This window comes from Mesorhizobium sp. WSM4820, assembly GCF_055811075.1.
Window position 1 is genome coordinate 229467 of sequence record NZ_JBVVQN010000004.1, and the last position, 26124, is coordinate 255590.

Genomic DNA, 26124 nt, shown 5'->3' on the forward strand with positions numbered 1-26124 from the left:
AGACGTGCGCTGGAAGCAGACCTGCAGAAAATTGCAGCGAGCCGCAGCGACATAGACGACATCATCGCCGGGCACGTCGGCAAGCTGACCGAAGGCCGCGACGCGCTGACCCGTGCGCTGGAGGACGACCTCTCCAAGCTCGCCGACACGCGCAAGGAAGTCGACCGTTCCCTGTCCGGCCATATCGACCAGATCGCCGCCAGGAGCACCGACATCTCGGACGCCATTGCCGCCGACGTCGAAAAGATCGAGCAGGCGTTCAGCCGCCAGACCGGCATCATCGAGGAGCGTGCCGGGACCATGGAGCGCGCGCTGTCGACCGGCGTCGACAACGTCCGCAACGTGCTCGAAAAGAGCGCCGTCTTCGTTGCCGGAGCGCTGCGCGAAAAGGTCATGGAAGTCACCAGCGCACTGCATGAGCAGGCAGGCGCGGCTTTCAGTGACGCCGATCGCAAGATCGCCGAACGGGCGGAGCAGACCTCTGCTGCCCTGCTCGCCAGGGCGGAGGATATCGCACGCACCTTCGAGGAAGCGGATCGCCGCCTCGCCGCACGTGCCGAAGACACGTCGAGCGCGCTCGTTGCCCGGGCGGAGGGTGCATCGAGCGCAATCATGGCCCGCGTAGACGACACCTCGAACTCGTTGCTGGCGCGCGCCCAGGAGACGGCCGACCAGCTGGCTGCCCGTGCCAGCGAGATCGCCGGTACATTCGATGCGGCGGACCAGAAGCTGGTTGCCCGCGCGGTCGAAACGGCGCAGTCGCTGGCGGAACGCGCCGGCGACATCCTGCGCAATTTCGAAGGCGCCGACGAACGGCTCAGCGTGCGCATCGGCGAATCGGCCGAAGCGCTCGCAGCGCGCGCATCGGACCTCGGCCGCATTTTCGATGCCGCCGACCAGCAGCTGATCTCGCGCATCGCCGAAGGTTCGGAAGCGCTGTCGGCCCGCGCGTCCGAGATCGGCCGCATCTTCGATGAGGCGGATCACCGCCTGGTGTCGCGTATCGCCGACAGCACGTCGACGATCGGAGAACATGCCGACAACATCGTCGGGGCCTTCGCCAGCACCGAGCAGCGGGTTGCCGAACGTGCAAAGCAGACCGGGCAGGACCTGGCCGTCCACGCCCGTGAGATCGAGCAGGCGCTCGCCGGCGCCGACGAGCGCCTGGCCTCCAGCGCGGCGGCCGCGGCGGCTCGCGTCGAGGAACAGGTTGCCGGCGTCGAAAACCGTCTGGTCAACACCACCGAAACGATAGGCCAGAAGCTCAACGAGCAGGTTTCGACCGCCGAGGCGCAGCTCATTTCGCGCGCCAACTCGATCGCCGAAACCTTCACTGCGGTCGGCCAGCATATCGGCCAGAGCACCAACGACGCCGCCAAGACCATCGGCACCAACACCCGCGAACTCAACACCATGCTTGCGGCACGTTCGGCCGAGATCTCGAAAATCCTCGATGAAACGGCTCGGCCCCTGGTCGAGCGCTTCGCCCACGGCGGCTCGGAACTGCAAAAGAGCATGGAAGAGGTGACCGAACGCGCCACCGAGAAGCTGCGCAGCGAGAACGCCGCCTTGGTCGACGCGCTCGCCAGCCGCACGGCCGAAACATTGTCGGCCGTCGAAGGGGCGCGCTCGACGCTCGCCGACAGCGTCGCCGACCTCATCGGCCGCATGAGCACCTCGAGCGCACAGCTCGGCCAGCTGATCGAACAGGCGGCGGCCAATCTCGGCCAGGTCGACGAACGCCTGACCGGCAGCACGCAAAGCTTTGCGGCGACAACGGAAAAAGCCGCGCAGACTTTCGCCAGCTCGGCGCGTCTGGTCGATTCGAATACGACACGGCTTACCGAGCTGTCGTCCTCGACCTTGCGCGAGGTTGCCTCGATCGCCACCAAGTTCGACGAGCACAGCCGATTGCTGTCGAGTGCTTCGGACCTGTTGAGCTCGGCCCAGAGCAACCTCGAACACACGCTGGAAAGGCAGTCGTCGCTGGAGGACCTCGCCGTCGGCTTGGTCAAGAAGTCGGAGGACCTCGAAAAAGTCATGCGCTCGTTCGAGGATCTGGTCGGCCAGACGTTGCAGAACGCCGAAGGCAAGACGCTGGAGTCGGCGGACAAGATCCGTACCTCCATTGCCGACGTCGTCGATTCGGCAACCAAGCGCTTTGCCGACGCGACCGAGGAGATGCGACGCACCGCCAGCTCGATCAAGAGCGAGCTCGACCTTACCCGCGCCGAGCTCAAGAAGGGTGTCATCGAGATGCCGGAAGAGGCAAAGGAATCGACCACGGCCATCCGCCGTGCCGTTTCCGAGCAGATCAACGCCCTGAAGGAACTCTCTGATATCGTTGCGAAATCTGGCCGCAGCACCGACTCCTCGGAGCCGCGCAACCTGCGCCCGGCCCAACAGGCGCCTGCCCCGCGCGCGACTGAGCCGCTGCGCCGGCCTCCGGCCCCGGAACCCCTTGCCCCGCAGGCGCCGTCGGGTGACACCGCACTGCGCGGCGACCTGGAACGCCCGCCGGAGACGGCGCCGCGCCAGCGCGACCCTAATGGCCGCGCGCCGCAGGGCGGCTGGGTGCGCGATCTCTTGACCGGGGCATCGCGCGAAGAGGCCGCCAAGCCAGCAGCACCTTCGGAAGCGCCACGCTCGGCAGCCCCTGCCCAGCGCTCGCCGCTTCATGTCGTGGAGTCGCTCAACTCGCTTTCCGTCGACATCGCCCGCGCCATCGATCACGACGCCTCGATCGAACTGTGGAACCGCTACCGGAGCGGCGAGCGTGACGTGTTCACCCGACGTCTCTACACGCTGAAGGGACAGCAGACGTTCGACGAGATCCGCCGCAAATATCAGATGGAGGCGGAATTCCGCGCCGCCGTCGACCGTTACTGCGACGACTTCGAAAAGCTGCTCAAGGACGTCTCGCGCAACGACCGCGACAACATGATGGCGCAGACCTACCTGACGTCGGACACCGGCAAGGTCTATACGATGCTAGCCCACGCCAGTGGCCGCCTGCATTGATCAGACGATGGGCGAGCGGAAAAAGGCGGGAAATTCCCGCCTTTTAGAGCAATCGCTTCGGGTTTGAATTTCACTTTGAATTTCACACCGTTACCGGCGTTGGCGCTGCCCCTCGGGCGGCGCCGGCTGCGACAATTGAGTGCCCGGCTGAGGTCAGATCACCGCATCGGTCCAGCGGACGATGTCCTTGGCGGCATCGCCGAACGCCCTGTCGAGCGCGTCGACATAGGCCTGGTTGCCGCTGCCCGAGACGGGCGCGGTCGCGTTGAAGCTCTTGGAGGCACGCACCTCGCCATTGCGGTCGTTCAATATCCGCACGAACAGCTCGACCTCGGCATGTTGGCCGCCGTCGACGCGGACTTCGAAGGAACGAACCTCGACGATCACCTGATAGTCGATCGCCAGGCCCTCGCCCGGCTTTCCGACGCCGGCGAAACTGCCCGAGCGCTGGAATGTCTCGGCCAACCGCGCCTGCACGATCAGCGGCAGCCGGTCGGCCCATTGCGCTCCCTTGAGGTACTGGATCGAGCGCACCGATGGCTTGATGACGATGTTCTGGCTGTCCAGCGCCTTGAGCGCGGAAGGCTGGGCGATGAGGATCTGTTGGCGGCCGCGGCCGCGCGCATCGAGCGACGGCGCCGACAGTTCGAATGTGTCCAGGGGCGTCGGCCCGCCGCCCGGCAAAAACGCGCAGCCGGCCAGCGAAAGCGCAAGCAATGCCACACCCGCAGTGGGCCCGCCCGCTTTGACCTCGCCCAATCTAAGCACGCCCAATTTAAGCACGACCGACTTCACACGCGATCCCCGTTGTCCCCGAATCGAATGAGCAAATCGCACCCGCAGCGTACTTGCCTGCCGTTCTTGGGGCCGGCGAAAGCCGAAGTCAACGCCGAACCCTGCCATCGAATTGCCGAACCTCGCCTTCGCCGCCTGACAGGATTCGCTGCGGATTGCGGCTGAGATCCGTCACCGCCTCTTCGATGCGGTTGATCGAACGACGGCTGTCCTGGACCAGCGCTTCGACGTCCTGCAGGCCCTGGCCGGAGAATCGCGCCAGATTGTCGGTGATGGTGCCGAGGCGGGCGTTCAGCGTGTCGGCGACCTGCTTGAACGATTTCAGGGTATTCCTGGCATCGGCTATCATGCCGTCGGCCTGGCCTGAGCCGAGCAATGTATCGACCTTGACGAGGATGCCGTCGACACGCACCGAAGCGTCGTTGAGGCGCTCCGCGAGTTGCTGCGCGTCCTTGATCGTCTGGTCGATATCGTCGGCCCGGTTGGCGAATTTGTTGGTCACCTTGGCGATGTCGGCGGCAGCCTCGTTGGCGTTTTCGCTGGCCTTCTGGATGTTGGCCAGCGCGGTGCGGACCTGTGCCGGATCGATGCCGTCGAGAACGCCGTCGACCTTGGCCAGCGTGCCTTGCGTCCTTTGGGCGAAATCGTTGATCGACCCCACCGCGGTGTCGACATTCCTGACGACCGTGTCGAACTGCTTGCTGGTTTCCTTCAGGTTCTCGGTCACCGTATCGACGTTGGCGACAATACTCTTGATCTGATCCTTGTCGACGGCGTTGAGCAGCCCCTCCGCCGCCTTCAGCGTGCCGTCAAGCTTGCCCGAGACGCCCCTCAGTTCCTCCGACAGCGAACTGACGCTGGCGAGGAATTTGTCGATGCCGTCAGAGTTCTTGGCCAGCGCATCGGAGAAGGTCTGCACATTGTTGACGGTCTGCGTCAGCGGCCCGCGAACGTCGCTGGTGAAGCCTTCGAGCTGGGAGAGAACCGTATCGGCGCGGGTGAAGATGTTCTGCGCCGTCTGCAACAGGTTGGTGACCGCCGACGGGTTGGCGACGATCTCGGCGACGCGGCCCTCCTGCTCCGCCTGGTCGAGAAGGTTGACCTCCTTGGGGTCAGCGCCCCTGAGCTCGATACTCGCTTGGCCGGCGAGGCTGACGATCCCGATATCGGCCTGCGTCGATTTGGTGATCGGCGTCGTGCGGCCTACTTCGGCTTCGGCTATGGCGTCGTTCGGATTGGCGGGGTCGATATAGACGCGCCTGACATCCCCGACCCTGACGCCGTTGAACAGCACGAAACTGCCGCGGCCGAGGCCGGAAGCCGATCCCGGAATGCGCACCCGCAGCATCGCCGTCTCACCCCTGTCGCCGATCGCGGCCGTCCAATAGACGAACGCGAATGCCGCCAGGATCGCGGCTAGCGTGAAAATGCCGACAATGACGTAGTTGGCTCTGGTTTCCATTTATCCACTTATGGCTACGCGCGGGCCGCAAGATCAAGTTGCCGCGCACGTTTTCCGCGAAAATAGGATTTCACCCAGGGTTCCTCGCTCTTGAGCATGTCGTCGATCGTGCCTTCGACCAGCACTTTCTTGTTGCCGAGCACGGCCACCCGATCACAAGCGGTGAACAGCGTGTCGAGATCGTGCGTGACCATGTATACGGTCAGATCCATGGTATCGCGCAGCTTGACGACCAGTTCGTCGAACTCAGCCGCGCTGATCGGATCGAGGCCGGATGTCGGCTCGTCCAGGAACACGATCTCGGGGTCGAGCGCCAGCGCGCGCGCCAGCGCCGCACGCTTGATCATGCCGCCGGAAAGCTCGGACGGGAATTTCTGCGCCGCATCCGGCGGCAACCCGACCAGTTCGACCTTGAGCATCGCCAACTCGTCCATCAGCTTTTTCGGCAGATCGAGATATTCGCGCATCGGCACCTGCACGTTTTCGAGCACCGTGAGCGCCGAAAACAGCGCGCCGTGCTGAAAGAGGACGCCAAGGCGCATGTCGATGCGAAGGCGCTCCCTCTCGCTCGCCTTTTCGACATCGACGCCGAACAGCTTGATTGTTCCCGACTGCTTGTGCACCAGGCCGAGAATGGTGCGCAGCAGAACCGACTTGCCGGCGCCGGAGGCGCCGACGAAGCCGAGAATTTCGCCACGCCGGATATGGAGCGACAATTTGTCGAGAATGACCTTATCGCCGAAGGAGACGGTGACGTCGTGCGCAGAAAGCACGATCTCGTCCTCGTCGGCCCTTTGCGTAGTCGTGGTCGGCTTTGTGCCAAGCAGCGCCATGTCAGAACTCGATCGCTGCGTAGAACATGGCGAAAAGCCCGTCGAGGATAATCACCACGAAGATCGACTTCACCACCGAAGCAGTCACGTGCTGCCCGAGCGATTCGGCGCTGCCGCCGACCTTCATGCCTTCGACCGAGGCGATCGTGCCGATGATCATGGCCATGAACGGCGCCTTGATCAGCCCGGCAAAGATGGTGCTGAGATCGATGGCAACGCGCAGCCGGTCGATGAAGGCGGCCGGTGCGATGTCGGAGTAGAGCCATGCCGCCAGTATGCCGCCGCCGAGTGCGGCGAAATTGGCAATGATCGTCAGGCAAGGCAGTGCGATCACCAGCGCGACCAGCCGCGGAAACACCAGAACGCCGATCGGATTGAGCCCGATGACCTTCAGCGCGTCGACCTCCTCGCGCATTTTCATCGAGCCGATTTCAGCCGTGATGGCGCTGCCCGAACGGCCGGCGATCATGATCGCAGTCATCAGCACGCCGAGCTCGCGCAGGATCAGCACACCGACAAGGTCGACGACGAAGATATCGGCGCCGAAATAGCTGAGCTGATAGGCGCCTTGCTGGGCGACGATCGCCCCGACGATGGCCGACATCAGCACAACCACCGGGATGGCGCCGACGCCCATGCGGTCCATCTGGTTGAAGATCGCCGCCGGATTGACCGCATGGCCGCGGCCAAGCTTCATCTGCGCGCCGCGTATCGTGGCGCCCAGTATGTTCATCGCGGCGAGGAAATCGTCACGCATCTCATAGACGCGGCGGCCAACCGCCTCGAGCGCGCGAATGACGATGTTCGGCGGCCCAACGATCCCGGAATCAGGTTCGCGTCGAACGGCGTCACCGACGGCGCCGAGCAGGATCGAGGCAACCTCGCTTTGCCCCTGCATCGTGATTTTCACACCCTGCTTTTCGAAGGCGCTGACCAGACGATCGATCACCCAGGCCCCGGCGGTATCCATTTTCTCGATATGCGAGAGGTCGAGCGCCAGCGTCTGAAAGCCGCTGCGCTGCTCGATCTTGCGCATCTCGGCATCGACGAGCGCCACGGTGCGTGTCGTCCAGGTGCCGGAGAAAGCGCAGCCGAGGACGCCGCCGTCCTCGCCGACCACAACGCGCGGCTGGTGGTCGGCCTCCTTGGCGGTCGTGCCGCTTGCGTCGCGTTTGCGGATCGTCAACATGGCGTCCTGTTTAGCCTGACGGGCCGATCTGTTTAACCTGACAGAACCCACCTGTCGATTTGCCGACAAGCTTGTTGTCGCACAGCCGGAGCAGAAAAATATGGCGCGTGTCATTTCGGTCGAGTCCGAGCGCTTTCCTATCGCCGGGACCTTCACCATCTCGCGCGGTTCGAAAACCGAAGCCGAGGTCGTCACAGTGACGATCCGCGAGGACGGCCAGAGCGGGCGCGGCGAATGCGTCCCCTACAAACGCTATGGCGAAACCATCGAGGGTGTGCGCGATGCGATCGAGGCGATGCGGGAGCAGGTTCAAGACGGCATCAGCCGGGCCGCGCTGCTCGACGCCATGCCGGCGGGCGCGGCGCGCAACGCCGTCGACTGCGCGCTATGGGACCTGGAGGCGAAGATCGCAGGCAAGCCGGTGGCTTCCAGCATCTGCACGGCGCCGCCGAGGGCGCTCGAAACGGCTTACACGCTGTCGCTCGGCGAGCCCGAAGCCATGGCAGCCCAGGCCCGCGCCAATGCCCTGCGCCCGCTTCTCAAGGTCAAGATCGGCGGCGACAACGACATGGCCCGCATTCGTGCGGTCAGGGAGGCGGCACCGGCGAGCCGCATCATCCTGGACGCCAATGAGGGCTGGCGCGACGACAACATCGTTGCAAACCTGGCCTTTGCCGCCGAGCACGGCATCGCGCTGATCGAACAGCCGCTGCCGGCGGGCCGTGATGGCATGCTTCGCAACATCGCCCATCCGGTGCCGATCTGCGCCGATGAAAGCCTGCATGAGGCTAAAGACCTTTCCTGGCTTGTCGGCCTTTACGATGCGGTCAACATCAAGCTCGACAAGTCGGGCGGCTTGACCGCTGCCCTCATCCTTCGCGATCGCGCCCGCGAACTGGGTTTTGGCGTCATGGTCGGCTGCATGGTCGGCACGTCATTGGCCATGGCGCCGGCGGTGCTGTTGGCCCAGGATGCCGATTTCGTCGATCTCGACGGTCCGCTGCTGCTGGCCCGCGACCGTGCGCCTGGCCTTGTCTACCAAGTTTCGCTGGTGTCACCGCCCGATCCGGCGCTGTGGGGCTGAACGCGCCGCAAGCCCGATCAGCACAAGGCCGACCAGGGCGATCGGGATCATGGCAAAAAAGCCGTCGACGCCGAAGCGGTCGTAAAGCGGGCCGCACAGGAGCGTCACCACAGCGGTGAAAAACCCGTTGGAGAAATAGGCGATGCCTTGCGCGGCCCCGGTGCGTTCCTCCGCGACCGTCTCACCGATCATTTTCTGCAGGCCGATCAGCACCAGCGCCACCGAGACCGCGTGCAGCGTCTGGACTGCGAAAAACCCACCTACGCCAAGGCCAAGCGGCCAGATCAAGGGAAAGGCAATCCAGCGCACGACCGCGCCTATTCCCGCCATCACCATGATCGATACGACCGAGAAGGAACCGAAAACCCGGGTAAAGATCATGAACATGCCGATCTCGGCCAGGACACCCCAACCCCAAAGCAGCCCGACAACAGAATCGCCGATGCCGATCGATTTCCAGTAGATCGAGACGAAGCCGTAGAAAAACGCGTGGCTGGCGGTGATGACGCCGACGCCGACGGAGAAATACAGGAAATAGCCGTTGAGGAGTTTTGGCGCCGATTGCTGGATGTCGGCAGCCGAAAGCGGCGAGGCACGGCGGGGACGGCCGAGCCGCGGCGCGATCAGTGCGACGACAAGTGCGGCGCCAAACGCCACGAAGATGATCACCGGAACTGCCTGGGCGCCGGTCGCCGACAGGATGAAACCGCCGGCAAGATTTGCGCACAGATAGGAGATCGATCCCCATTTGCGCATGTTGGCATAATTCGAGCCGAAGCGGCGCACCCCCGACAGCGCCAGCGAATCGGCGATCGGCGAATGCGGCGTCCAGGCGACAGTGAGCGCCAGCGAAACGGCCAGCACCATGGCATAGCTCGGCGTCAGGAAATAACCGGCGGATAGCGCCAACGATGCGGCCGTCAGCGCGACATAGACATGGGCGCGGTCGCTCGCCCTGTCGGCCAGTGCCGTAAGCAATGGCGTCGTCACCACGCGCAGGAACATCGGTGCCGCGAGAATGATCGCTATCTGCTCGGCATCAAAACCGTTTGCCTGCAGCCACAACGGAAAGTACGGCAAATGTATCCCGAGCGGCACGAAAAGCGTGAAGAAGATCAGGCCCATGCGCAGTTCGAACTGACGCGGCTTGACGAGTTGTTCGGGTAAAAGCGGCGACAGGGAGGACATCAGCAGGCAATCCGTCGGCGCAGCATTCGACCGGTCCGGCCAGCCAACGCACGCCGATCCCATAACATGGCGAAAAAAGCGATGAAACCGTGGGCTAAAGCGCGTCGCGTTTGACCGGCCTCATGCGACGCGCTTTAGGTTTCTTGTTTTATGCATGTCGTTATCGCAAAACCGCTGCACACCCTCGGGTCAGGCCCGGGTCAGGCCCGAGGGGCATGCTTTTGCGCCACATGCATGAACGCATCATCGCGTCAGGCAGCCTGGACTGCCCTGCCCTTGATGGCGACGATGTCGATCGGCACCAGCACTTCGCTGCCGACCGGAGCCTCCGGCAGGACATGCGCCCAGTGCAGGATCTCCATCTGGCCGTCGAAATGCTCGACCACCGCGGTGCAGCTCTCCACCCAGTCGCCGGTGTTGATGTACTGCACGTCCTCATAATTTTCGATCGCGGCATGGTGGATGTGGCCGCAGATCACGCCGTCGACATGCGAGCGGCGCGCTTCCTCGGTCAGCATGGTCTGGAACGAGCCGATGAAATTCACCGCCTTCTTGACGTTGACCTTGGCCCAGGACGAAAACGACCAGTATGGCAGGCCAAGCAGTTGGCGAAGTCGCGTCACCACGCGGTTGACCAGCATCGCCGCGTCATAGGCGTAGTCGCCGAGATAGGCCAGCCAGCGCGCATTGTGGACGACGGTGTCGAACTGGTCGCCATGGATGACAAGAAAGCGTTTGCCGTCGGCGGTCTCGTGGACGACGCGGTCGGCGACGACGATACCGCCGAAATGCACGCCCTGGAACTGGCGCGCGAATTCGTCGTGATTGCCGGCGATGTAGGTGATGCTGGCGCCCTTGCGAGCCTTGCGCAGCAATTTCTGGACGACGTCATTGTGGCTTTGCGGCCAGTGCCAGTTCCGTCTCAGCCGCCAGCCGTCGACGATGTCGCCGACGAGATAGATGATATCGGCGTCGTGATGACGCAGGAAATCGATCAGGAACTCGGCCTTCGCCGCCTTCGATCCGAGATGGACGTCGGAGATGAACATGCTGCGGAAAGTGCGGGGCTCTGCGCCAGGCATTGGATTCTCACCGTTGCTTCCGAACAGGCTATGCCTCGATTCATGCAACAACCGTATGACGGTTGCGATTGGTCCAGCCCCAAGGGTACGTTGCGACCCAAATCAGAGGAGAAATCGCCATGGATCTCGGTATTCGCGGAAAAAAGGCCATCGTCTGTGCTTCGAGCAAGGGTCTCGGGCGCGGTTGCGCCATGGCGCTGGCCGAAGCCGGCTGTGATCTGGTCGTCAACGGGCGCAACGCCGACCAACTGGCCAAAACCGCCGCCGAACTGCGCGAAAGATTTGGCATTGAGGTGACCGAGATCGTCGGCGACGTGTCGAAGCCCGAGGTGCAGAAGGCGCTGCTTGCCGCCTGTCCCGATCCCGATATCCTCGTCAACAACAATGGCGGACCGCCGCTTCGCGATTTCCGCGAGCTCGACCGCGAAAAGATCCTCGAAGGCGTCACCCAGAACATGGTGACCCCGGTCGAACTGGTTCAGGCTGTCATCGACGGCATGGCCGAGCGCGGCTTCGGCCGCATCGTCAACATCACCTCGCTGTCGGTCTATGTTCCCATTCCCGGCCTCGATCTGTCGTCCGGCGCGCGCGCCGGCCTGACTTCGTTCCTGGCCGGCGTCGCGCGGACGGTGATCGACCGCAATGTGACGATCAACAACATGCTGCCGGGCAAGCTCGACACCGACCGGCTGCGTCCCGCGCACGAAGCCGGCACCCCGGAAGATCCGGCTGCCGCCGCCGCACGCAAGGCCCAGGCAGCAGTCAACGTTCCGGCCAAGCGGCTCGGCACGCCGGAGGAATTCGGCCAGATTTGCGCCTTCCTGTGCTCGGTTCACGCCGGCTACCTGACCGGGCAGAACATACCGGTGGATGGCGGCCTCTATGTCAGCGCGTTTTAGCGCCTAACGCATGGTCCCGCTGGCAACGGGGAGAAAAAGGTTGTTTTTCTGACCGTCTTTCTTTCACGGCGGATCCCGAGGCTTGCTGCGGCCGCCCCTGATCCGGCTCCACGCTCTGATGAGAGTGCGACTAGTCTCGCCCCATCAGCGTTTTGATCAGCGTCTCGGCGAGCCAGCTTTCATATTCGTCCGAAGACCAACCCCGCTCCAACACGAGCATGCGATATACGTCGCGGCCGGTATACATCCATAGGATGTCGCGCACGCGGGCTAAGCCGAGTTGGCGCGCGACAGTGACGGATGCGACGAGAAGGTTGGCACGCGCTTCCTGGAGCTTGAATCGAACGGTCTCCAACTCCGTCTCGATCGCCTTCAGCTCGGGAGACAGGGCCGAGACGCCTCGCATAAGGCCGATCTCCTCGCGTTCAGCATCAAGGATGACCCGAGAGATCGAGGCAGTAATACGCAGAATCTCCTCGGGGTCTCTCGCGTTCTCGGCCTGCTTAGCTATCTCCGCATAGCGCGGCCCGAAGAAGGAACGCTCGACCACGGCTCTTAGAATGCCGATCTTCGACTGGAACAGGGCATAGACGGTCGGTGCCGAAACACCGGCGGCTGATGAGATGTCATTAATCGTGACCTTTTCCACTCCGCGCGCAGTAAAAAGCTCTTTCGCCACATCGAGAATGCGTTGACGCGTGCCGGAAGCGCGCTCCGACCGCAGCCGTGCGTCGTAGCGCCTGCGGGTCTTTGAATTGTCATTCATATTGGATATAGTAAGCTATACCCAATATAACCGCCAGATCATTGAATCAGCAGGCTGGAAGGAGGAGGAGCATGATCGAGTTTGTGCCGATAAACCTCTGGGGGATCGGAACTGCGGTACTCGCAGCCTGGGTTGTCGCTGGGCTTTGGTATTCGCCGCTGCTCTTTATCCGACCGTGGGCCGAGATGTCGGGCGTCGACGGCGCGAAATTCGCCGCCGGCCTGGGGCGGGCGATTGCGGTCGACCTTGCCTCGTTTGCGGTCATGGCGTTTATCCTCGATCAGGTACTTCACGCCTGGGGCGCGCTGACGATCGTCTCGACCGTCCTCTGCACTTTCCTGCTCTGGCTCGGCTTCGTCGCTGTCACGCTGCTGCATTCGGTGACCTATGAGCACCGGCCTCTGCACTATTATGCGATCAATGCCGGCTATCGCTTGGTCAGCATGGTGGCAATGGGTGTGATCCTGACCGTGTTACGGTAACAAAGGCGCTGTTGTCGACCTGTTCCAGGCATCCGGATTTGCTCGCACTGCGGCGCAAGTTGACGAGCGGGTTTACGGCCGTGTCGCGATTCTAACGAAAAAATCCAAGCGCTGGCATTGGCACTTTATGGATGACGTGTGGCTGTTGCTGTCTGGGAACGCCGGGAGGCGATCCATCTCGGCCGTTCTTGTCAGGAAGTGACGGCTCTGAACGCAGGCGTTGCAGGTGCCGTACCAGACCATAAGGAGCCGATTTATCGTCCGAAGTCTCAAAGACATCGGCTGCGCTGGCGAGGGGCCGGGTGTGGTGTTGAGCAGCGGGGCTATGATGGCCCCATCCTGCGCTGGCCGCCGCTACAGTGCATAGGGCCATTCGTCCGGCACGAAGCGATAGGCGTCGCCATCGCGCGCCACATGGCCGATGCCGGGGAACGGCAAATGCATGCCGGCGATCAGCATCCGGTCAGCAGCGACCCGGTCGAGCGTCCGCTTGCGCGTTTCGGCAGCCAGCTTGGAATCGACATCGAAGGCGATGCTCCAGTCCGGGCGCGCGAACTGGTAGGTCGCCATGTGCACGACATCGCCCCAGATGAACAGCGCCTCGCCGTCCGATTCCACGATGAAGCCGGCATGGCCCGGAGTGTGGCCGGGCAGCGGCACGGTGCGGATCGCGCCGACCGCCTCGCCCTCGCCACCCACCTGCCGCACGCGGTTCGCATAGGCGGCGGCGGCCTGGCGGGCGCCGATGAAGAACGGCCTTGCCCCATCCGGCGCCTGGTTCATGTTCGCGTCGTCATGCCAGAAGGCGTAATCGGCGGCGGTGACGACGAGCTCGGCATTGGGAAACAGCGCCTGGCCGGCGGGAGTCAGAACGCCGTTGATATGGTCGGGATGCATGTGGGTAATCAGCAATGTATCGATCTGGTCCGGAGAGACGCCGACCGCCTCGATAGCGGCCGGAAGTCGGCCGAGTGACGGGCCCATGCTGTCCGACGTACCGGCGTCGACGAGCACCAGACGGTCGCCCAGATTGATGAGATAGGCATTGACCGGCGCGCGGCGCGGTCCGGGCTTCTGGAAGCTGGCCTCAGCCAGCCGCTCCGCATCGGCCTCAGCGAGCCCGATGACCAGCTCGGAACCAAGGTCGATATAGCCATCTAGTAGCGCCGTAACCTGGACCGATCCCACGTTGCGGCGCAGCGCGCCAAGCGTTGCGGCGTCGACCAGCGGCGCGCGGGCCACCGCCGGAACGGAGACATTGGCTAGGAGAGTGCCGCCGGTTAGGCCGGCACCGGCGAGAAAATGACGGCGGGAAAGCGGCATAGCATCGTCTCCAGTTTGGGGATCTAGAGCTCCAGGCGGAGCAAGGCGGGTCTATGCCATAGGCTCAGCTTTTTGAACTTGCCAATTCCTTATATGTCTTATTACTCTTGTTTATTAATCACGACGGAGAGTTGCCATCATGGACCGCTTGACCGAGCTGACCAGCTTCGTACGCGCCTGCGATACCGCCAGCTTCTCGGCGGCAGCGCGCGAGTTGGGCTTAAGCCAGCCGGCCGTCAGCCAGCAGATCCGTGCACTGGAAACGCGTCTAGGCGTCCGGCTCTTTGACCGTACGACCCGCCATGTTTCGCCGACGGAAGCCGGCCGGCGTTATCTGGAGCGCGCCCGCGACATCATTGAGCGCATCGAGGAGGCGGACCGCAGCGTCGGCTGCCTCGAATCGAAGATGTGCGGACGTCTTGCCGTCGGCGCGCCGGCCAGCTTCGGCGCCGGCGTGCTTGGCAGCTATCTGATCGAGTTCAAGCGCGCCTATCCGGAACTGTTGCTCGACGTGGCGCTGACCGACAGTTTCGTCGATGTGATCGCAGAGGGGCTCGACGTGGCAATCCGTATGGGGACCATCGATGACGACCGGCTGATCGTGCGCAAGCTCGGGGTGATCGGGCGCTGCCTTGCGGCAACGCCAGAGTATCTCGACCGCAGGGGCCGGCCGCGACGCCCGGAAGATCTCGCCGACCATGATTATCTGCTTTACGCCCACATCAGGAAGCGCGATGTCGTGCCGCTCACCGGCCCGGGCGGCGAAAAGGCCGAGGTGCGAATCCGGCCGGCCATGCGCTCCGACAATTCGCTGCTCAATCATCAGGCGTTGCTGTCCGGCGTCGGCATCGGCCTCGGGCACAGGGTGATACTCGACCCGCTCATCGCCGAAGGCTTGCTCGAACACGTGCTGCCGGACTGGCACTATGCGCCGCACCATGTGCATGCGGTCTATCCATCGAATCGCTTCATTCCGTTGAAGGTTAGGCGGTTCGTTGCCGGCTTCGCCGACCACCTCGCCGCGATGGGTGCGTTCATCGATGACAAAAAAGCATGTACATCCAAGGAAACGGCGCCGGCCCAGTGAAGTCTGACGTTTGTACGCGCAGGGAAATGGCGGAGACGGGGGAGTCGAGATGTGGCGCGGCGGAGATAGGCGTAGCCCCGCAACCGCGCAGTGAGTAGCTGTCGGGTGGACGGTAGCCGCAAAGCCTGGAGGCGGTCGACCTGACACCGTTGCGGCTGCTGCTCCCGCAGGACACATGAACTGCCCTTCATGGTCATTCCTCCTGCCGATCGAGAAACCGCTTCACGGCGCCGAGGAACACACCGCGCCCTGCGGCCTCGCGGTCGAGATGCACGAAGTGGGTAGCGTCCGGGATGTTCAGGCGTTCCGCTTTTGGTGCTTCGTCCACAATTGCCTTCGCATCCTCCGGTCGGCTCCAGAAATCCCGTCCGGAACGGATGACGAGCACCGGCATGGTGAGCGCCGCCGCCGACCATTGCCGGCGATCGAACGCGAGTTCGAAGCTGTCGGCCATGGCGCCGCTCGGTGACCGGAAACTCGGCGGCTGGCGCGTCGACGCCGTCTCGTCGGAGGCGAGTGCCGCATCACCATAGGCCGCGGCCACCGCGGGATCGCGCCACTGAGCCTTGTCCGCGGCCGGGATGCTGTCGTCCCAGGCGGTGAACAGGCTCGGACGTGTATTCAGCCGATAACCGCCGAACGTATGGACATTGAACGTCCCAGGCCGATCCGGATTTTCGAGCAGCGAGCCGGTGCCAAGAGTGGGATGCTGGTCTGAGCCTCCATACAGGGTGTTGTAGAGGATGAGCCGATCAACCGTCTGCGGAAAGCGGCTGGCATAGGCGCCGGCCCAATGCCCGCCGGTGGCCCAGCCGACGAGGCTGATCCTCGAAACGTCGCTCCATTTCGCGATGCCGTCGACCGCTGCGGAAATATCCGCCACGACGTCTTCGGTGCGCATCAGGGGAGCGGACTTGTCCGGCGGCCTGTCCATGGCCGCAGGACGGCTCGATGCGCCGTAGCCGCGAAGATCCAGGACATAGACAAGGTGCCCGCCCGCCGCGAGGTCGGCGGCAAGCGATCCGCCCGCAACAGGCAGATCGAAGGACGCGACGCCGGGCACGCGTGCGCCATGGATGAGGAGGACGGCGGACTTGGGTTCGGACGCTGCGCCAGGACGGCGCACCTCGCGGACGAAGAGGCGCTCGCCCGTCGGTAGTTCGACGAACCTGTCGGCCCTGACGAGATCCGGCTCGCCTGCCGGGACTGGAGCCGCAGCCATGATGGCTGCGGCGAGCACAAGGGGAAAGGCGGTGAAATGGGACATGATGATATCTCCGATCGCAATCGCGTTTCGCAAAGATTGCCAGCTATTCGATATCTTATCGATGACGTATTTGAGCGCGTTTGATATCGTCAAGATATGGAACTTCGGCACTTGCGACATTTCCTCGCCGTTGCGGAGGAATTGCATATGGGGCGTGCCGCACTGCGGCTGGCCATGGCGCAGCCTCCGCTTAGTCAATCGATCGGTCGCCTGGAGAAAGAACTCGGCGTCAAGCTGTTCGAGCGGGCCAACCGCCGCCTGACCTTGACGCGCGCCGGCGCGGCCTTCGTGGAGGAGGCGCGGGCATCGGTACTGCACGCCGATGCGGCGCTTCACGTCGCCCGCGCAGCGCATGACGGCGAAGCTGGCGAGATCAGGGTCGGCTTCGTGTCGGCGGCTCTGTACGAACATCTGCCGCATCTCCTATCCCGGCTTCGCGGGACATATCCGGACATCCATCCAAAGCTCATCGAGGTGTCCACCAATGAGCAGATTGCGGCGCTGTCGCGGAATGAGATCGACATCGGTTTCGTGCATCCACCGCTCGGTGCTGACGAACGTCTCGACGTCCATGGCTATCCTGCTGAAGATCTTATCGCGGTTCTGCCTGATGACCGGCACACGCACGGGGTGACGCTGACGGACATCGCCCGCCACGGGCTCATCATGTTTCCGGCTGCACAAGGCCCGGCACTCCACGCCCGCATCATGGACACGTTCACCAGGGCTGGTCTCGAGGTGCGGATCGTCCAGGAGGCAACGCGGGCACTGACCATGCTCTCGCTCGTAGCCGCCGGCTTTGGAGCGGCGCTGCTGCCACGATCGACCCAGCGCCTTGTGTTTCAGGGCGTCCGCTATGCAGCGATCGCAGACGTATCGCTGCCCGCCTGGCCACTTGCCGTGATCGCGAAACGGCGGCCACGGCCGGCGATTGTCGATAGCGTCTGGAAACTGCTTGAGGCTCGTTCAGACGTGAGTTGACCGCCCGCGACTGGACACGCCCGGCCGCGCGACGCGCTCGATGACATCCGCGCCGGCCGCGACAAGGCAGGTGAGGATTTCAGCGCAACAATCTGACATGGTATGGTTTTCCACGATCCTTCCCCCTAATGGCGGCTGCGTCATTTGGCATCGTGAAGAACCTGCGCTGCATGCTAAACCTCGACGCAGCCGCACTTTATTTCCACAAGCATCCACGCCCTGGAAAGCTTGAAATCCAGGCGACAAAGCCGCTCGGCAACCAGCGCGACCTGGCGCTCGCCTATTCGCCCGGCGTGGCGGTGCCCTGTCTCGAAATCCGAGACTAGACGGCGGCCGTAAGTTCCTTGCATTGGCCCTCATTGCGTCTTACGTTTGGCGCATCGATCAAGTGAGGGTATGATAATGCCGGAGACTGCAACCCTGTCCTCGAAGTTCCAGATATCGATCCCCAAGGCGATCCGGACCGCCCAGCATTGGGAAGCGGGTTTGACCTTGGCCTTCATCCCGAAGGGAACGGGCGTGCTACTCGTCCCTGTGCCGAAGCGGGAAGCGCTGAAGGGGCTGGCGAAGGGCGCTTCGGCGACGGAATATCGCGACCGGTCGGACCGTTTCTGATGGTGCTCGTCGATACCTCGGCTTGGATCGAATGGCTGATAGGCTCTCCGACTGGAGAGCAGGTGGCAGAGCATCTGCCCGAGCGAGCCGACTGGCTCGTTCCGACCATTGTGCAGTTGGAACTCGCAAAATGGCTCACTCGCGAAGTAGGCGAAGACAAAGCCGATCAGACCATCGGCTTTACGCAGGTCTGTACGGTGGTCCCGCTTGACACGGAAATCGCCCTAGCGGCCGCCGAAGCCTGCCGGAAGCACAAATTGGCGACCGCAGATGCGATCATTTTCGCGACCGCTCGGGCCCATGACGCGACGCTCCTGACTTGCGACAAGCATTTCGAGAGCCTGCCAGTCGTCACCCTCATCGAAATGATCTAGCGCTGACATTGTTGGACCGCGGTGTGATGTCGGCTCCGGCAGCTCTCGACCGAGGGCGTGTGAAAACTCGCCACGTCGGTCCAGACGTAGAATTTTCTCCTTTGCCCAAGCGAACAGAAGCGCGCTCGTATTCGACGCGGCTCGCGCGTGAAGGTCGTTCTCCACCCATTGCAGACATTCAAACTGGGATGTCGGCGTAGCTCGTCACAGCACCCCGCCCGTCATCCCAACATTTCAATGGCAGACCACACAGGCCGGACCGGCGATGCGAAGCCAAAGGCCGCATTTTGCGACATATCACCTCTCGAAAAGCCTCGGCTGCATGCTAAGAGACTCAAAACAGCAAACGGACTGAACTGAGGAGCGGCCGGCATGCAAGGCGAAAACAAAAAAGCAGCCCGGTCGGACCTCGACGAAGCCGCCCTCTATTTCCACAAGCACCCACGCCCTGGAAAGCTGGAAATCCAGGCGACAAAGCCGCTCGGCAACCAGCGCGATCTGGCGCTTGCCTATTCGCCGGGCGTCGCGGCGCCCTGTCTGGAAATCCGCGACAATCCGGCAGCCGCCGCCGACTACACGGCGCGGGCCAATCTGGTTGGTGTCGTCTCCAATGGTACGGCGGTGCTCGGCTTGGGCAATATCGGCCCGCTGGCCTCCAAGCCGGTGATGGAAGGCAAGGCGGTGCTGTTCAAGAAATTCGCCGGCATCGACGTCTTCGACATCGAGATCGACGCGCCTGACATCGAGCGGATGGTCGAGACGATCTCGGCGCTGGAGCCGACCTTCGGCGGCATCAACCTCGAGGATATCAAGGCGCCCGAATGCTTTGAGGTCGAGGAACGGCTGAAGGCGCGCATGGCCATACCAGTCTTCCACGACGACCAGCACGGCACTGCGATCATCGTCGCCGCCGCCGTGCTCAACGGGCTGGAATTTGCCGGCAAGACGATCTCCGACATCAAGATCGTCACCTCCGGCGCCGGGGCAGCGGCCCTCGCCTGCCTCAACTTGCTGGTTTTGCTGGGCGCGCGCATCGAAAACATCTGGGTCACCGACCGTTTCGGCGTCGCCTACAAGGGCCGCGTCGACGAAATGGACCGCTGGAAGGACCCCTATGTGAAGGACACTGAGGCGCGCACGCTGGCCGATGTGCTGCCGGGCGCCGACGTGTTCCTGGGCCTTTCGGCCGCCGGCGTGCTGAAACCGGAATTGCTCCAGCACATGGCGCCAAAACCACTGATCCTGGCCTTGGCCAACCCCAACCCCGAGATCATGCCGGAAGCGGCGCGGGCGGCGCGACCCGACGCGATGATCTGCACTGGCCGTTCTGATTTTCCCAACCAGGTCAACAACGTACTCTGCTTTCCTTACATTTTCCGTGGCGCCCTGGACTGCGGCGCCAGCGCCATCAACGAAGAGATGAAGATGGCTGCGGTGCGGGCGATCGCAGCCCTTGCCCGCGAGGAACCGTCTGACGTCGCCGCCCGCGCCTATTCCGGCGAAACGCCGATCTTCGGGCCCGATTTCCTGATCCCCTCGCCGTTCGATCCCAGACTGATCCTGCGCATCGCGCCGGCGGTGGCCAAGGCCGCCTGCGACACCGGCGTCGCGACACGGCCGATCACCGACTTTGCCGCCTATATCGACACGCTCAACCGCTTCGTCTTCCGCTCCGGCCTGGTCATGAAGCCGGTGTTCACGATGGCCAAGACGTCGAGCGCCAAGCGCGTCATCTATGCCGACGGCGAGGACGAACGCGTGCTGCGCGCCGCCCAGGTGGTGCTGGAGGAAGGCATCGCCGAGCCGATCCTGATCGGCCGCCCGCATGTCATCGAAGTCAGGCTGAAACGCTACGGGCTGCGCATCAAGCCGGGCGTCGATTTCGGCCTGATCAATCCCGAGGACGATCCGCGTTATCGCCACTATGTCGACCTTTTGATCGAGCTCGCCGGCCGGCGTGGCGTCACGACGGAGGCCGCGCGCACCATGGTGCGCACCGACAACACGGTGATCGCCGCACTGGCCCTCAAGCGTGGCGACGCCGACGCCATGGTCTGCGGCCTGGAAGGACGGTTTGAGCGGCATTTGCGCAATGTCACCCTGATCATCGGCCCGCGCGCCGGCATCAAGGATCACGACCTGTCGACGCTTTCCATGCTGATCTCGCAGCGCGGAATCATTTTCCTCACCGACACCCATGTCACCGTCGATCCGACCGCCGAGGAGATCGCCGAGATGACGGTGCTGGCGGCCGAAGAAATCCAGCGCTTCGGCATCGAGCCCAAGGCCGCCCTGCTGTCGCATTCGGATTTCGGCTCGCGCGATTCGCCAAGTGCGCTCAAGATGCGGCAGGCAGCGGCGATCCTGGCGCGCATCGCGCCGGACCTGCAATGCGACGGCGAGATGCATGCCGACTCGGCTCTGTCGGAGCCGCTGCGCCAGCGGGTCTATCCGCATTCGCGGCTGAAGGGCGAAGCCAATCTGCTGGTCTTCCCCAATCTCGATTCGGCCAACATCACGCTCACTGCGCTGCGCGCGATGATGGACGCGCTGCATGTCGGCCCGATCCTGCTCGGCACCGACAGGCCGGCGCATATATTGACGCCGTCGGTGACATCGCGCGGCGTCGTCAACATGACGGCGCTCGCGGTGGTCGAAGCGGCCCACAAGGCGCAGGCGGTCGTAACTCTGGGCTAAGGCAATCGCTTCAGGTCTGCGCTGCCCCTCATTGCCCTGCCGGGCATTTCTCCCCGTATAGTGACGGGGAGAAAGACGCCTTCGCAAACGATTTCGCCAATCTCCAGCGTTGCAAAAAGTGTGCCGAGGTTGCGGCCAGCCCCTTCTCCCCGTCACTATCCGGGGAGATGATGCCGGCAGGCAGATGCGGGGCGGCGCCGACGTTGCATTGGTCACGCCCAACAAAACCCAATTTGACGGGTAAGCTAAATAAACAGTTAACCGCGGACGCGGTAACCTTCGCAACGGACGAGGCAAGCGGAGTTCCGTATGGGCGGAGGGTGGAAGCTGACGCGCGCCGCAGCACTGCTCGGTGCCCTGGCATTGTCAGGCTTTGCCGCCACCGAACTGCAGGCCGCCTCCGGTGTTTGCCGGCAGCTGGAAGCCGATCTCGCGGCCGCTTCGCGCGGTGGCGGCACCAAGCCAGCCCTGCTCAGGAAATATGACGATGCAATCGTGCGGCAGCGCCAGCAGATTTCAAAGGCCGTCAGCCAATCCAGCCGCGCCGGCTGCGGCTTTTCGCCGTCGCGCCGCAACGCCAACGCATGCGCCACACTCGACGCCACCATCGATCGCATGGCAGCCAATCTCGACGGCTTGCAAGCCACGCGCGCTGAACTCGCCGGCGACGGCTCGCACCGCAATCGCGCACGCATATTGGCTTCGCTCGACGCCAATGGCTGCCGCGATGATGCGGCGCCGCCAAAGCCGGCACCGGGCCGCGACGCCAGCCGTGGAACCGGCGAGAAAAACTTGCTCGACCAGCTTTTGGGCAGCGACGCAATTGGACCCGGCGCGTCCGACCGGCCTGAAGAGCCCGATCAAGCCGTGGGTCCGCGCGACATCCGCACCATGCTCGATAATGCCGACGACATGGGCCAGCCGCACGGCGAGTTCCGCACCATGTGCGTGCGCACCTGCGACGGCTATTTCTTCCCGATGTCGAACGCCGCCTCGCTGGGCGATTTCGAGCGCGACCAGAAGAACTGCGATTCGAGTTGCCCCGGCACCGAGATGCAGGTGTTTTATGCGCGCGGCTTCGGCGACGACTCGGGTGGCATGACGTCTTCGGTAACCGGCAGGCCATACAGCGAACTGCCGACCGCCTATCTCTACAAGCAGCCCGCGCGTCCGCCGGCCTGCGGCTGCAACGCCGCGCGAAATTTCGAGATCATTGCCGGCAACCCGCCAAGCCCGAAACAGGCTGCCCCCGCCGACCCCGAGAGTTTGGCCAATGTCGAAGGCCGGCTCGATCGCGAAGCCATCGAGCGCCCCGCCGCAAAACCCTCGCCGACGACCTTGCCGCCGCCGGAACAGCGCAAGGTCAGGGTCGTCGGGCCAACGTTCCTTCCCGACCCAGCAGCGGCAACAGATCTGCAAGCTCCGGCCCCGAGGGCTGGCCCGTAAGCGCCAGCCTGAGCGGCGTGAACAGCGCTTTGCCCTTGCGGCCGGTTGCTTCCCTGATCCTGCCGGTCCACTCCTTCCAGACCGACCCGTTCCAGGGGTCTTCCGGCAAAAGGTCGAAGGCCTGGCGAAGGAACTCGCGGTCGGGGTCGGAAAAGTCCGGCTGCTCCTGCGGGCCGTCGCGAAGTGTGCGCCACCAGATTGCTGCATCGGCCAGCCTGTCGAGATTGCCGCGCACCGCCAGCCAGAACGGCTCCGCCTGTTCGCCGGAAATGCCGAGCACGATCAGCCGGTCGCGCGCCTCGGAAAACGGCATATGGTGCAGCAGCGTGCGATTGAGCACGAAAAGCTCGTCCGGATCGAATTTGGCCGGGGATTTCGATGTCGCCGCCGGATCGAAGCGCTCGGCAAGCTCAGCCATCGTCTGCACCGCGACGACGTTTTCCGAGGTGCCGACGAGCACCGCCAGCGAGGCGACCGCCATCGGCTCGATGCCGGTCTCGCGCAGGCTTTCGATGGACAGCCCGCCGCTCCGCTTCGACAGGCCCTCGCCCGACGCGGTGGTCAAAAGATTGTGGTGGCCAAACACCGGCGGCTCGGCACCCAGCGCCTGGAACAAGGCCAACTGCACGCCGGTATTGGTGACGTGGTCGTCGCCGCGGATGACATGGCTGATCCCCATCTCGATGTCGTCGACCACCGAAGGGAGAGTATAGAGATAGGTGCCGTCCTCGCGCATCAGAACCGGGTCGGAAAGCGAGGCTAGGTCGACGGTTTCCTCGCCGCGCACCAGATCGTTCCAGTGGATTTCGGTGCGCTCCGGCTGCAGCGGATCGCTGGTGAAATTAGGCAGCAGAAAGCGCCAATGCGGCCGGCGGCCGTCGGCCTGGTATTCGGCGACCTGCTCAGCCGTCAGCGTCAGCGCCTCGCGGCCGTAGACCGGCGGCAGGCCGCGCGTGCGGCGCACCTTTCGCCTGAGATCGAGCTCTTCCGGTGTTTCGTAGCAAGCATAGAGAAGGCGCGCCGCCTTCAATTTCTCCACCGCCGCATCGTAAAACTCGAAGCGCCGTGACTGGTATTCCGTGGCGTCGGGAAAGATGCCCAGCCAATGCAGGTCGTAGAGGATGGCGTCGGAGAATTCCTGCGTCGAGCGCGCGACGTCGGTGTCGTCGAAGCGCTGGATGAAGCGGCCCTTGTTGTTCATGGCGAACAGCCAGTTGAACAGCGCAGTGCGGGCATTGCCGATATGAATGCGGCCGGTGGGTGATGGGGCGAAACGGACGGTAACTGTCATGAATGGGGCGTACCGGATGGTTTTGCTGTTGACAAGACACGCCCCCGCGCTTGGCCGCAGACATAAGACATGACGAAGGCGATGAAAAGGCGGCAGCGACGCGCGTTTTAGCGCATCGGCCCGAAAATCGGAACCGATTTGCGGAAAGCACTATCCGCAGATTCAAAGTTGTTGGACGCGCGCGGCGCTGCAAGTCGTCAGATCGCCAGCCCCTTGGTCAATTCGAGCGCCTGGCGCTCGAACAGCCGGCGGTAGATGCCGCCTTGCAGCCGGATCAGTTGATCATGCGAGCCCTCCTCGACAATGCGGCCGCGATCGAACACCAGGAGCCTGTCGAGCGCTCGCACCGTCGAAAGCCGGTGCGCGATGACCAGCGTCGTGCGGCCGACCATCAACCGCTCCATCGCCTGCTGGATCAGCACCTCCGATTCCGAATCGAGGCTCGACGTCGCCTCATCCAGGATGAGGATCCGCGCGTCGGCAAGGAAAGCCCGCGCGATCGCCACCCGCTGGCGCTCGCCGCCCGACAATTTCACGCCGCGCTCGCCGACCAGCGTGCCATAGCCTTTCGGCAGATCGACGATGAAGTCGTGCGCGCTTGCCAGCCGTGCGGCATGCTCGATCTCGGCCTGCGTCGCGCTCGGCCGGGCATAAGCGATGTTTTCGGCCAGCGACCGGTGGAACAGGATCGGCTCCTGCTGGACGATAGCGATCTGCCCGCGCAGCGACGCCTGCGCCACCCCGGAAATATCCTGGCCGTCGATCAGGATCGTTCCCGCGTTCACGTCGTAAAGCCGCTGGATCAGCTTGACGAAGGTCGTCTTGCCCGAACCCGAATGGCCGACCAGCCCGACGCGCTCGCCCGGCGCGATGTCCACCGAAAAGTCGCGATACAGCGGCAGTCGGTGGCTGCCATAATGGAAGGTGACGTTGTCGAAGCTGATGCGGCCGTCGGTGATGCGGATCGGCCTGGCGCCGGGCACATCCTCGATGCCGAGCGGCTCGAACTGGAAGTCGACCAGTTCCTCCATGTCGTTGATCGAGCGCTGCAGATTGCGGATATGCGTGCCGATATCGCGCAAATAGCCTTGCAGCACGAAGAACGAGGTCAGCACGAAGGTGACATCGCCGGCGCTCGCCTGCCCCCACGACCACAAAAGCAGCGAGAAACCGATCACCGCTGTTCGCAGAAGCAGCAGCATCGATCCTTGCGTGGTGCCGTTGATGGTGCCGCGCACCCAGGTGCGGCGCGTGCGGGCGCGCCATCTGGCGACGACCTTGGCGAGGCGTGTTTCCTCGCGTTCCTCGGCGCCAAAGCCCTTGACCACGGCGTTGCAGCTCACCGCATCGGCCAGAGAGCCGCCAAGGCGCGTGTCCCATGCATTGGCAAGCCTTGCCGCGGGCGCGACATAGCCAAGCGACAGCAGCGCCGTCACCGCGATGAACAGCACCGAGCCTGCGGCGACGACAGCACCCATCAGCGGCCAGAACCAGCCGAGCAGCAGCGTCGAGCCGACGAGCATGACGACGGACGGCAGCAGCGCGATCAGGATCGTGTCGTTGAGCAGGTCGAGCGCCCACATGCCGCGGGTTATCTTGCGCACGGTCGATCCGGCGAAGCTGTTGGCGTGCCAGTCGGTGGAGAAACGCTGGACCCGGTGGAAGGCGTCGGCGGCGATATCCGCCATCATCTTCAGGGTCAATTCGACGATGGCCATGAAGGCGAGGTTGCGCAGCACGACACCGGTGAGCGCCAGCGCCACCAGCATCGAAAAGGCCGCCATCGCCGCGTCCCAGGCGACATCGTCGGCCGCAGCACTGCTGGCGACGGCGTCGACCAGCCGGCCGGAATAGAGCGGCGTCAGCACGTCGGCCAAGGTCGACAGCAGGAATGTGCCCATGATGAGCGAAAGCCGCCACGGCTGGCGCCGCCAATGACTGAGCGTGAAGCCAAGGACGCTGCGAAAGGCGCCGGCGCGCAAATCGATCTGAAAACGAGCCATGATGTCATTCGGGCGCAAACGAGCCCGGTCCCGGTAAGGTCGAAATTGAGAAAACCGCGTTGGGCGCGTGAGAGCCCGGGAATGCGGAAGGTTCGGCATATTGGCGGCTCGCCCGAATACGGGCGGCGACCGGCATCGACGAATGCCTGTTGTCAGATTGCCTGGCCATGAAGGTGAAAACCTTCCGGCGCCCTCTGAAACCTAAGCTTCGCGGCCTCGCATAACGATGTCAAATCCTG

General features: G+C 63.6%; 22 protein-coding genes. 11 read left to right on the forward strand and 11 right to left on the reverse strand.

Annotation, left to right across the window (positions count from 1 at the left end):
- Positions 1–3021: coiled-coil domain-containing protein (locus AC0L2R_RS09135; protein WP_473508532.1), on the forward strand; the 3021-nt coding region annotated here is incomplete at its 5' end.
- Positions 3022–3174: 153 nt separating this feature from the next.
- Here the strand turns inward: AC0L2R_RS09135 and AC0L2R_RS09140 are convergent.
- The 4 genes from AC0L2R_RS09140 to AC0L2R_RS09155 form a co-directional block, all read right to left on the reverse strand.
- On the reverse strand, positions 3175–3789 hold the full coding sequence (locus tag AC0L2R_RS09140; RefSeq protein WP_473508632.1) for an ABC-type transport auxiliary lipoprotein family protein: 615 nt from the start codon (positions 3787–3789) through the stop codon (positions 3175–3177).
- Between the two features lie 115 nt (positions 3790–3904).
- Complete coding sequence (locus AC0L2R_RS09145; protein ID WP_128169027.1) at positions 3905–5278, reverse strand: MlaD family protein; 1374 nt, start codon at positions 5276–5278, stop codon at positions 3905–3907.
- 14 nt (positions 5279–5292) lie between these two features.
- Positions 5293–6111, reverse strand: coding sequence for an ABC transporter ATP-binding protein (locus AC0L2R_RS09150; RefSeq protein WP_473490266.1), 819 nt, complete (start codon positions 6109–6111; stop codon positions 5293–5295).
- 1 nt (position 6112) lies between these two features.
- Positions 6113–7300, reverse strand: coding sequence for an ABC transporter permease (locus AC0L2R_RS09155; RefSeq protein WP_027155114.1), 1188 nt, complete (start codon positions 7298–7300; stop codon positions 6113–6115).
- Positions 7301–7400: 100 nt separating this feature from the next.
- On the opposite strand from AC0L2R_RS09155, the gene dgcA reads away from it, so the two are divergent.
- Positions 7401–8384 carry an N-acetyl-D-Glu racemase DgcA gene (dgcA, locus tag AC0L2R_RS09160; protein ID WP_473508533.1) on the forward strand — a complete coding sequence of 328 codons (984 nt, stop codon included), beginning with the start codon at positions 7401–7403 and terminating at the stop codon, positions 8382–8384.
- Here the strand turns inward: dgcA and AC0L2R_RS09165 are convergent.
- Both AC0L2R_RS09165 and AC0L2R_RS09170 read right to left on the reverse strand, forming a co-directional pair.
- Positions 8355–9572 carry an MFS transporter gene (locus AC0L2R_RS09165; RefSeq protein ID WP_473508534.1) on the reverse strand — a complete coding sequence of 406 codons (1218 nt, stop codon included), beginning with the start codon at positions 9570–9572 and terminating at the stop codon, positions 8355–8357. The two genes, dgcA and AC0L2R_RS09165, sit on opposite strands and share 30 nt — an antisense overlap.
- A 251-nt stretch (positions 9573–9823) precedes the next feature.
- Positions 9824–10654 carry a UDP-2,3-diacylglucosamine diphosphatase gene (locus AC0L2R_RS09170; protein WP_473508535.1) on the reverse strand — a complete coding sequence of 277 codons (831 nt, stop codon included), beginning with the start codon at positions 10652–10654 and terminating at the stop codon, positions 9824–9826.
- A 119-nt stretch (positions 10655–10773) separates the two neighbouring features.
- On the opposite strand from AC0L2R_RS09170, the gene AC0L2R_RS09175 reads away from it, so the two are divergent.
- On the forward strand, positions 10774–11553 hold the full coding sequence (locus AC0L2R_RS09175; protein ID WP_473508536.1) for an SDR family oxidoreductase: 780 nt from the start codon (positions 10774–10776) through the stop codon (positions 11551–11553).
- A 130-nt stretch (positions 11554–11683) separates the two neighbouring features.
- Here the strand turns inward: AC0L2R_RS09175 and AC0L2R_RS09180 are convergent, their stop codons facing one another.
- Positions 11684–12319, reverse strand: coding sequence for a TetR/AcrR family transcriptional regulator (locus AC0L2R_RS09180; protein ID WP_473508537.1), 636 nt, complete (start codon positions 12317–12319; stop codon positions 11684–11686).
- Positions 12320–12390: 71 nt separating this feature from the next.
- On the opposite strand from AC0L2R_RS09180, the gene AC0L2R_RS09185 reads away from it, so the two are divergent.
- The gene (locus AC0L2R_RS09185) at positions 12391–12801 is read left to right on the forward strand and encodes a DUF1761 domain-containing protein (RefSeq protein ID WP_128169020.1); all 411 of its coding nucleotides are present in this window, start codon (positions 12391–12393) and stop codon (positions 12799–12801) included.
- A gap of 354 nt (positions 12802–13155) precedes the next feature.
- Here the strand turns inward: AC0L2R_RS09185 and AC0L2R_RS09190 are convergent, their stop codons facing one another.
- A complete protein-coding gene (locus AC0L2R_RS09190; protein ID WP_473508538.1) occupies positions 13156–14124 on the reverse strand; it encodes an MBL fold metallo-hydrolase in 969 nt (322 codons plus the stop codon).
- Between the two features lie 139 nt (positions 14125–14263).
- Between AC0L2R_RS09190 and AC0L2R_RS09195 the strand changes: the two genes are divergently transcribed.
- Positions 14264–15211 (forward strand): LysR family transcriptional regulator, encoded by a 948-nt coding sequence (locus AC0L2R_RS09195; protein ID WP_473508539.1) that lies wholly within the window; start codon positions 14264–14266, stop codon positions 15209–15211.
- Between the two features lie 193 nt (positions 15212–15404).
- Here AC0L2R_RS09195 and AC0L2R_RS09200 read toward each other — a convergent pair whose 3' ends face one another.
- Positions 15405–16478 carry an alpha/beta fold hydrolase gene (locus AC0L2R_RS09200; protein WP_473508540.1) on the reverse strand — a complete coding sequence of 358 codons (1074 nt, stop codon included), beginning with the start codon at positions 16476–16478 and terminating at the stop codon, positions 15405–15407.
- A 96-nt stretch (positions 16479–16574) separates the two neighbouring features.
- Here AC0L2R_RS09200 and AC0L2R_RS09205 point away from each other — a divergent pair, with 96 nt between their 5' ends.
- The 6 genes from AC0L2R_RS09205 to AC0L2R_RS09230 all read left to right on the forward strand — a co-directional run bounded on the left by AC0L2R_RS09205 (position 16575) and on the right by AC0L2R_RS09230 (position 22591).
- Entirely contained in the window at positions 16575–17459 is an 885-nt protein-coding gene (locus AC0L2R_RS09205; protein WP_473508541.1) for a LysR substrate-binding domain-containing protein, read from the forward strand.
- A 128-nt stretch (positions 17460–17587) separates the two neighbouring features.
- On the forward strand, positions 17588–17785 hold the full coding sequence (locus AC0L2R_RS09210) for a hypothetical protein (protein ID WP_473508635.1): 198 nt from the start codon (positions 17588–17590) through the stop codon (positions 17783–17785).
- A gap of 70 nt (positions 17786–17855) precedes the next feature.
- On the forward strand, positions 17856–18074 hold the full coding sequence (locus AC0L2R_RS09215; protein WP_268929459.1) for an AbrB/MazE/SpoVT family DNA-binding domain-containing protein: 219 nt from the start codon (positions 17856–17858) through the stop codon (positions 18072–18074).
- Positions 18074–18448 (forward strand): PIN domain-containing protein, encoded by a 375-nt coding sequence (locus AC0L2R_RS09220; RefSeq protein ID WP_473508542.1) that lies wholly within the window; start codon positions 18074–18076, stop codon positions 18446–18448. The genes AC0L2R_RS09215 and AC0L2R_RS09220 overlap by 1 nt, the downstream gene beginning before the upstream one ends.
- A gap of 372 nt (positions 18449–18820) precedes the next feature.
- Entirely contained in the window at positions 18821–21145 is a 2325-nt protein-coding gene (locus AC0L2R_RS09225) for an NADP-dependent malic enzyme (RefSeq protein WP_027155125.1), read from the forward strand.
- A gap of 309 nt (positions 21146–21454) precedes the next feature.
- Entirely contained in the window at positions 21455–22591 is a 1137-nt protein-coding gene (locus AC0L2R_RS09230) for a DUF2865 domain-containing protein (RefSeq protein ID WP_473508543.1), read from the forward strand.
- On the opposite strand, the gene gltX is transcribed toward AC0L2R_RS09230, so the two are convergent.
- Entirely contained in the window at positions 22509–23882 is a 1374-nt protein-coding gene (gene gltX / locus AC0L2R_RS09235; protein ID WP_287319591.1) for a glutamate--tRNA ligase, read from the reverse strand. The two genes, AC0L2R_RS09230 and gltX, sit on opposite strands and share 83 nt — an antisense overlap.
- Positions 23883–24079: 197 nt before the next feature.
- A complete protein-coding gene (locus AC0L2R_RS09240; RefSeq protein WP_236392356.1) occupies positions 24080–25885 on the reverse strand; it encodes an ABC transporter ATP-binding protein in 1806 nt (601 codons plus the stop codon).
- Positions 25886–26124 lie beyond the last annotated feature (239 nt).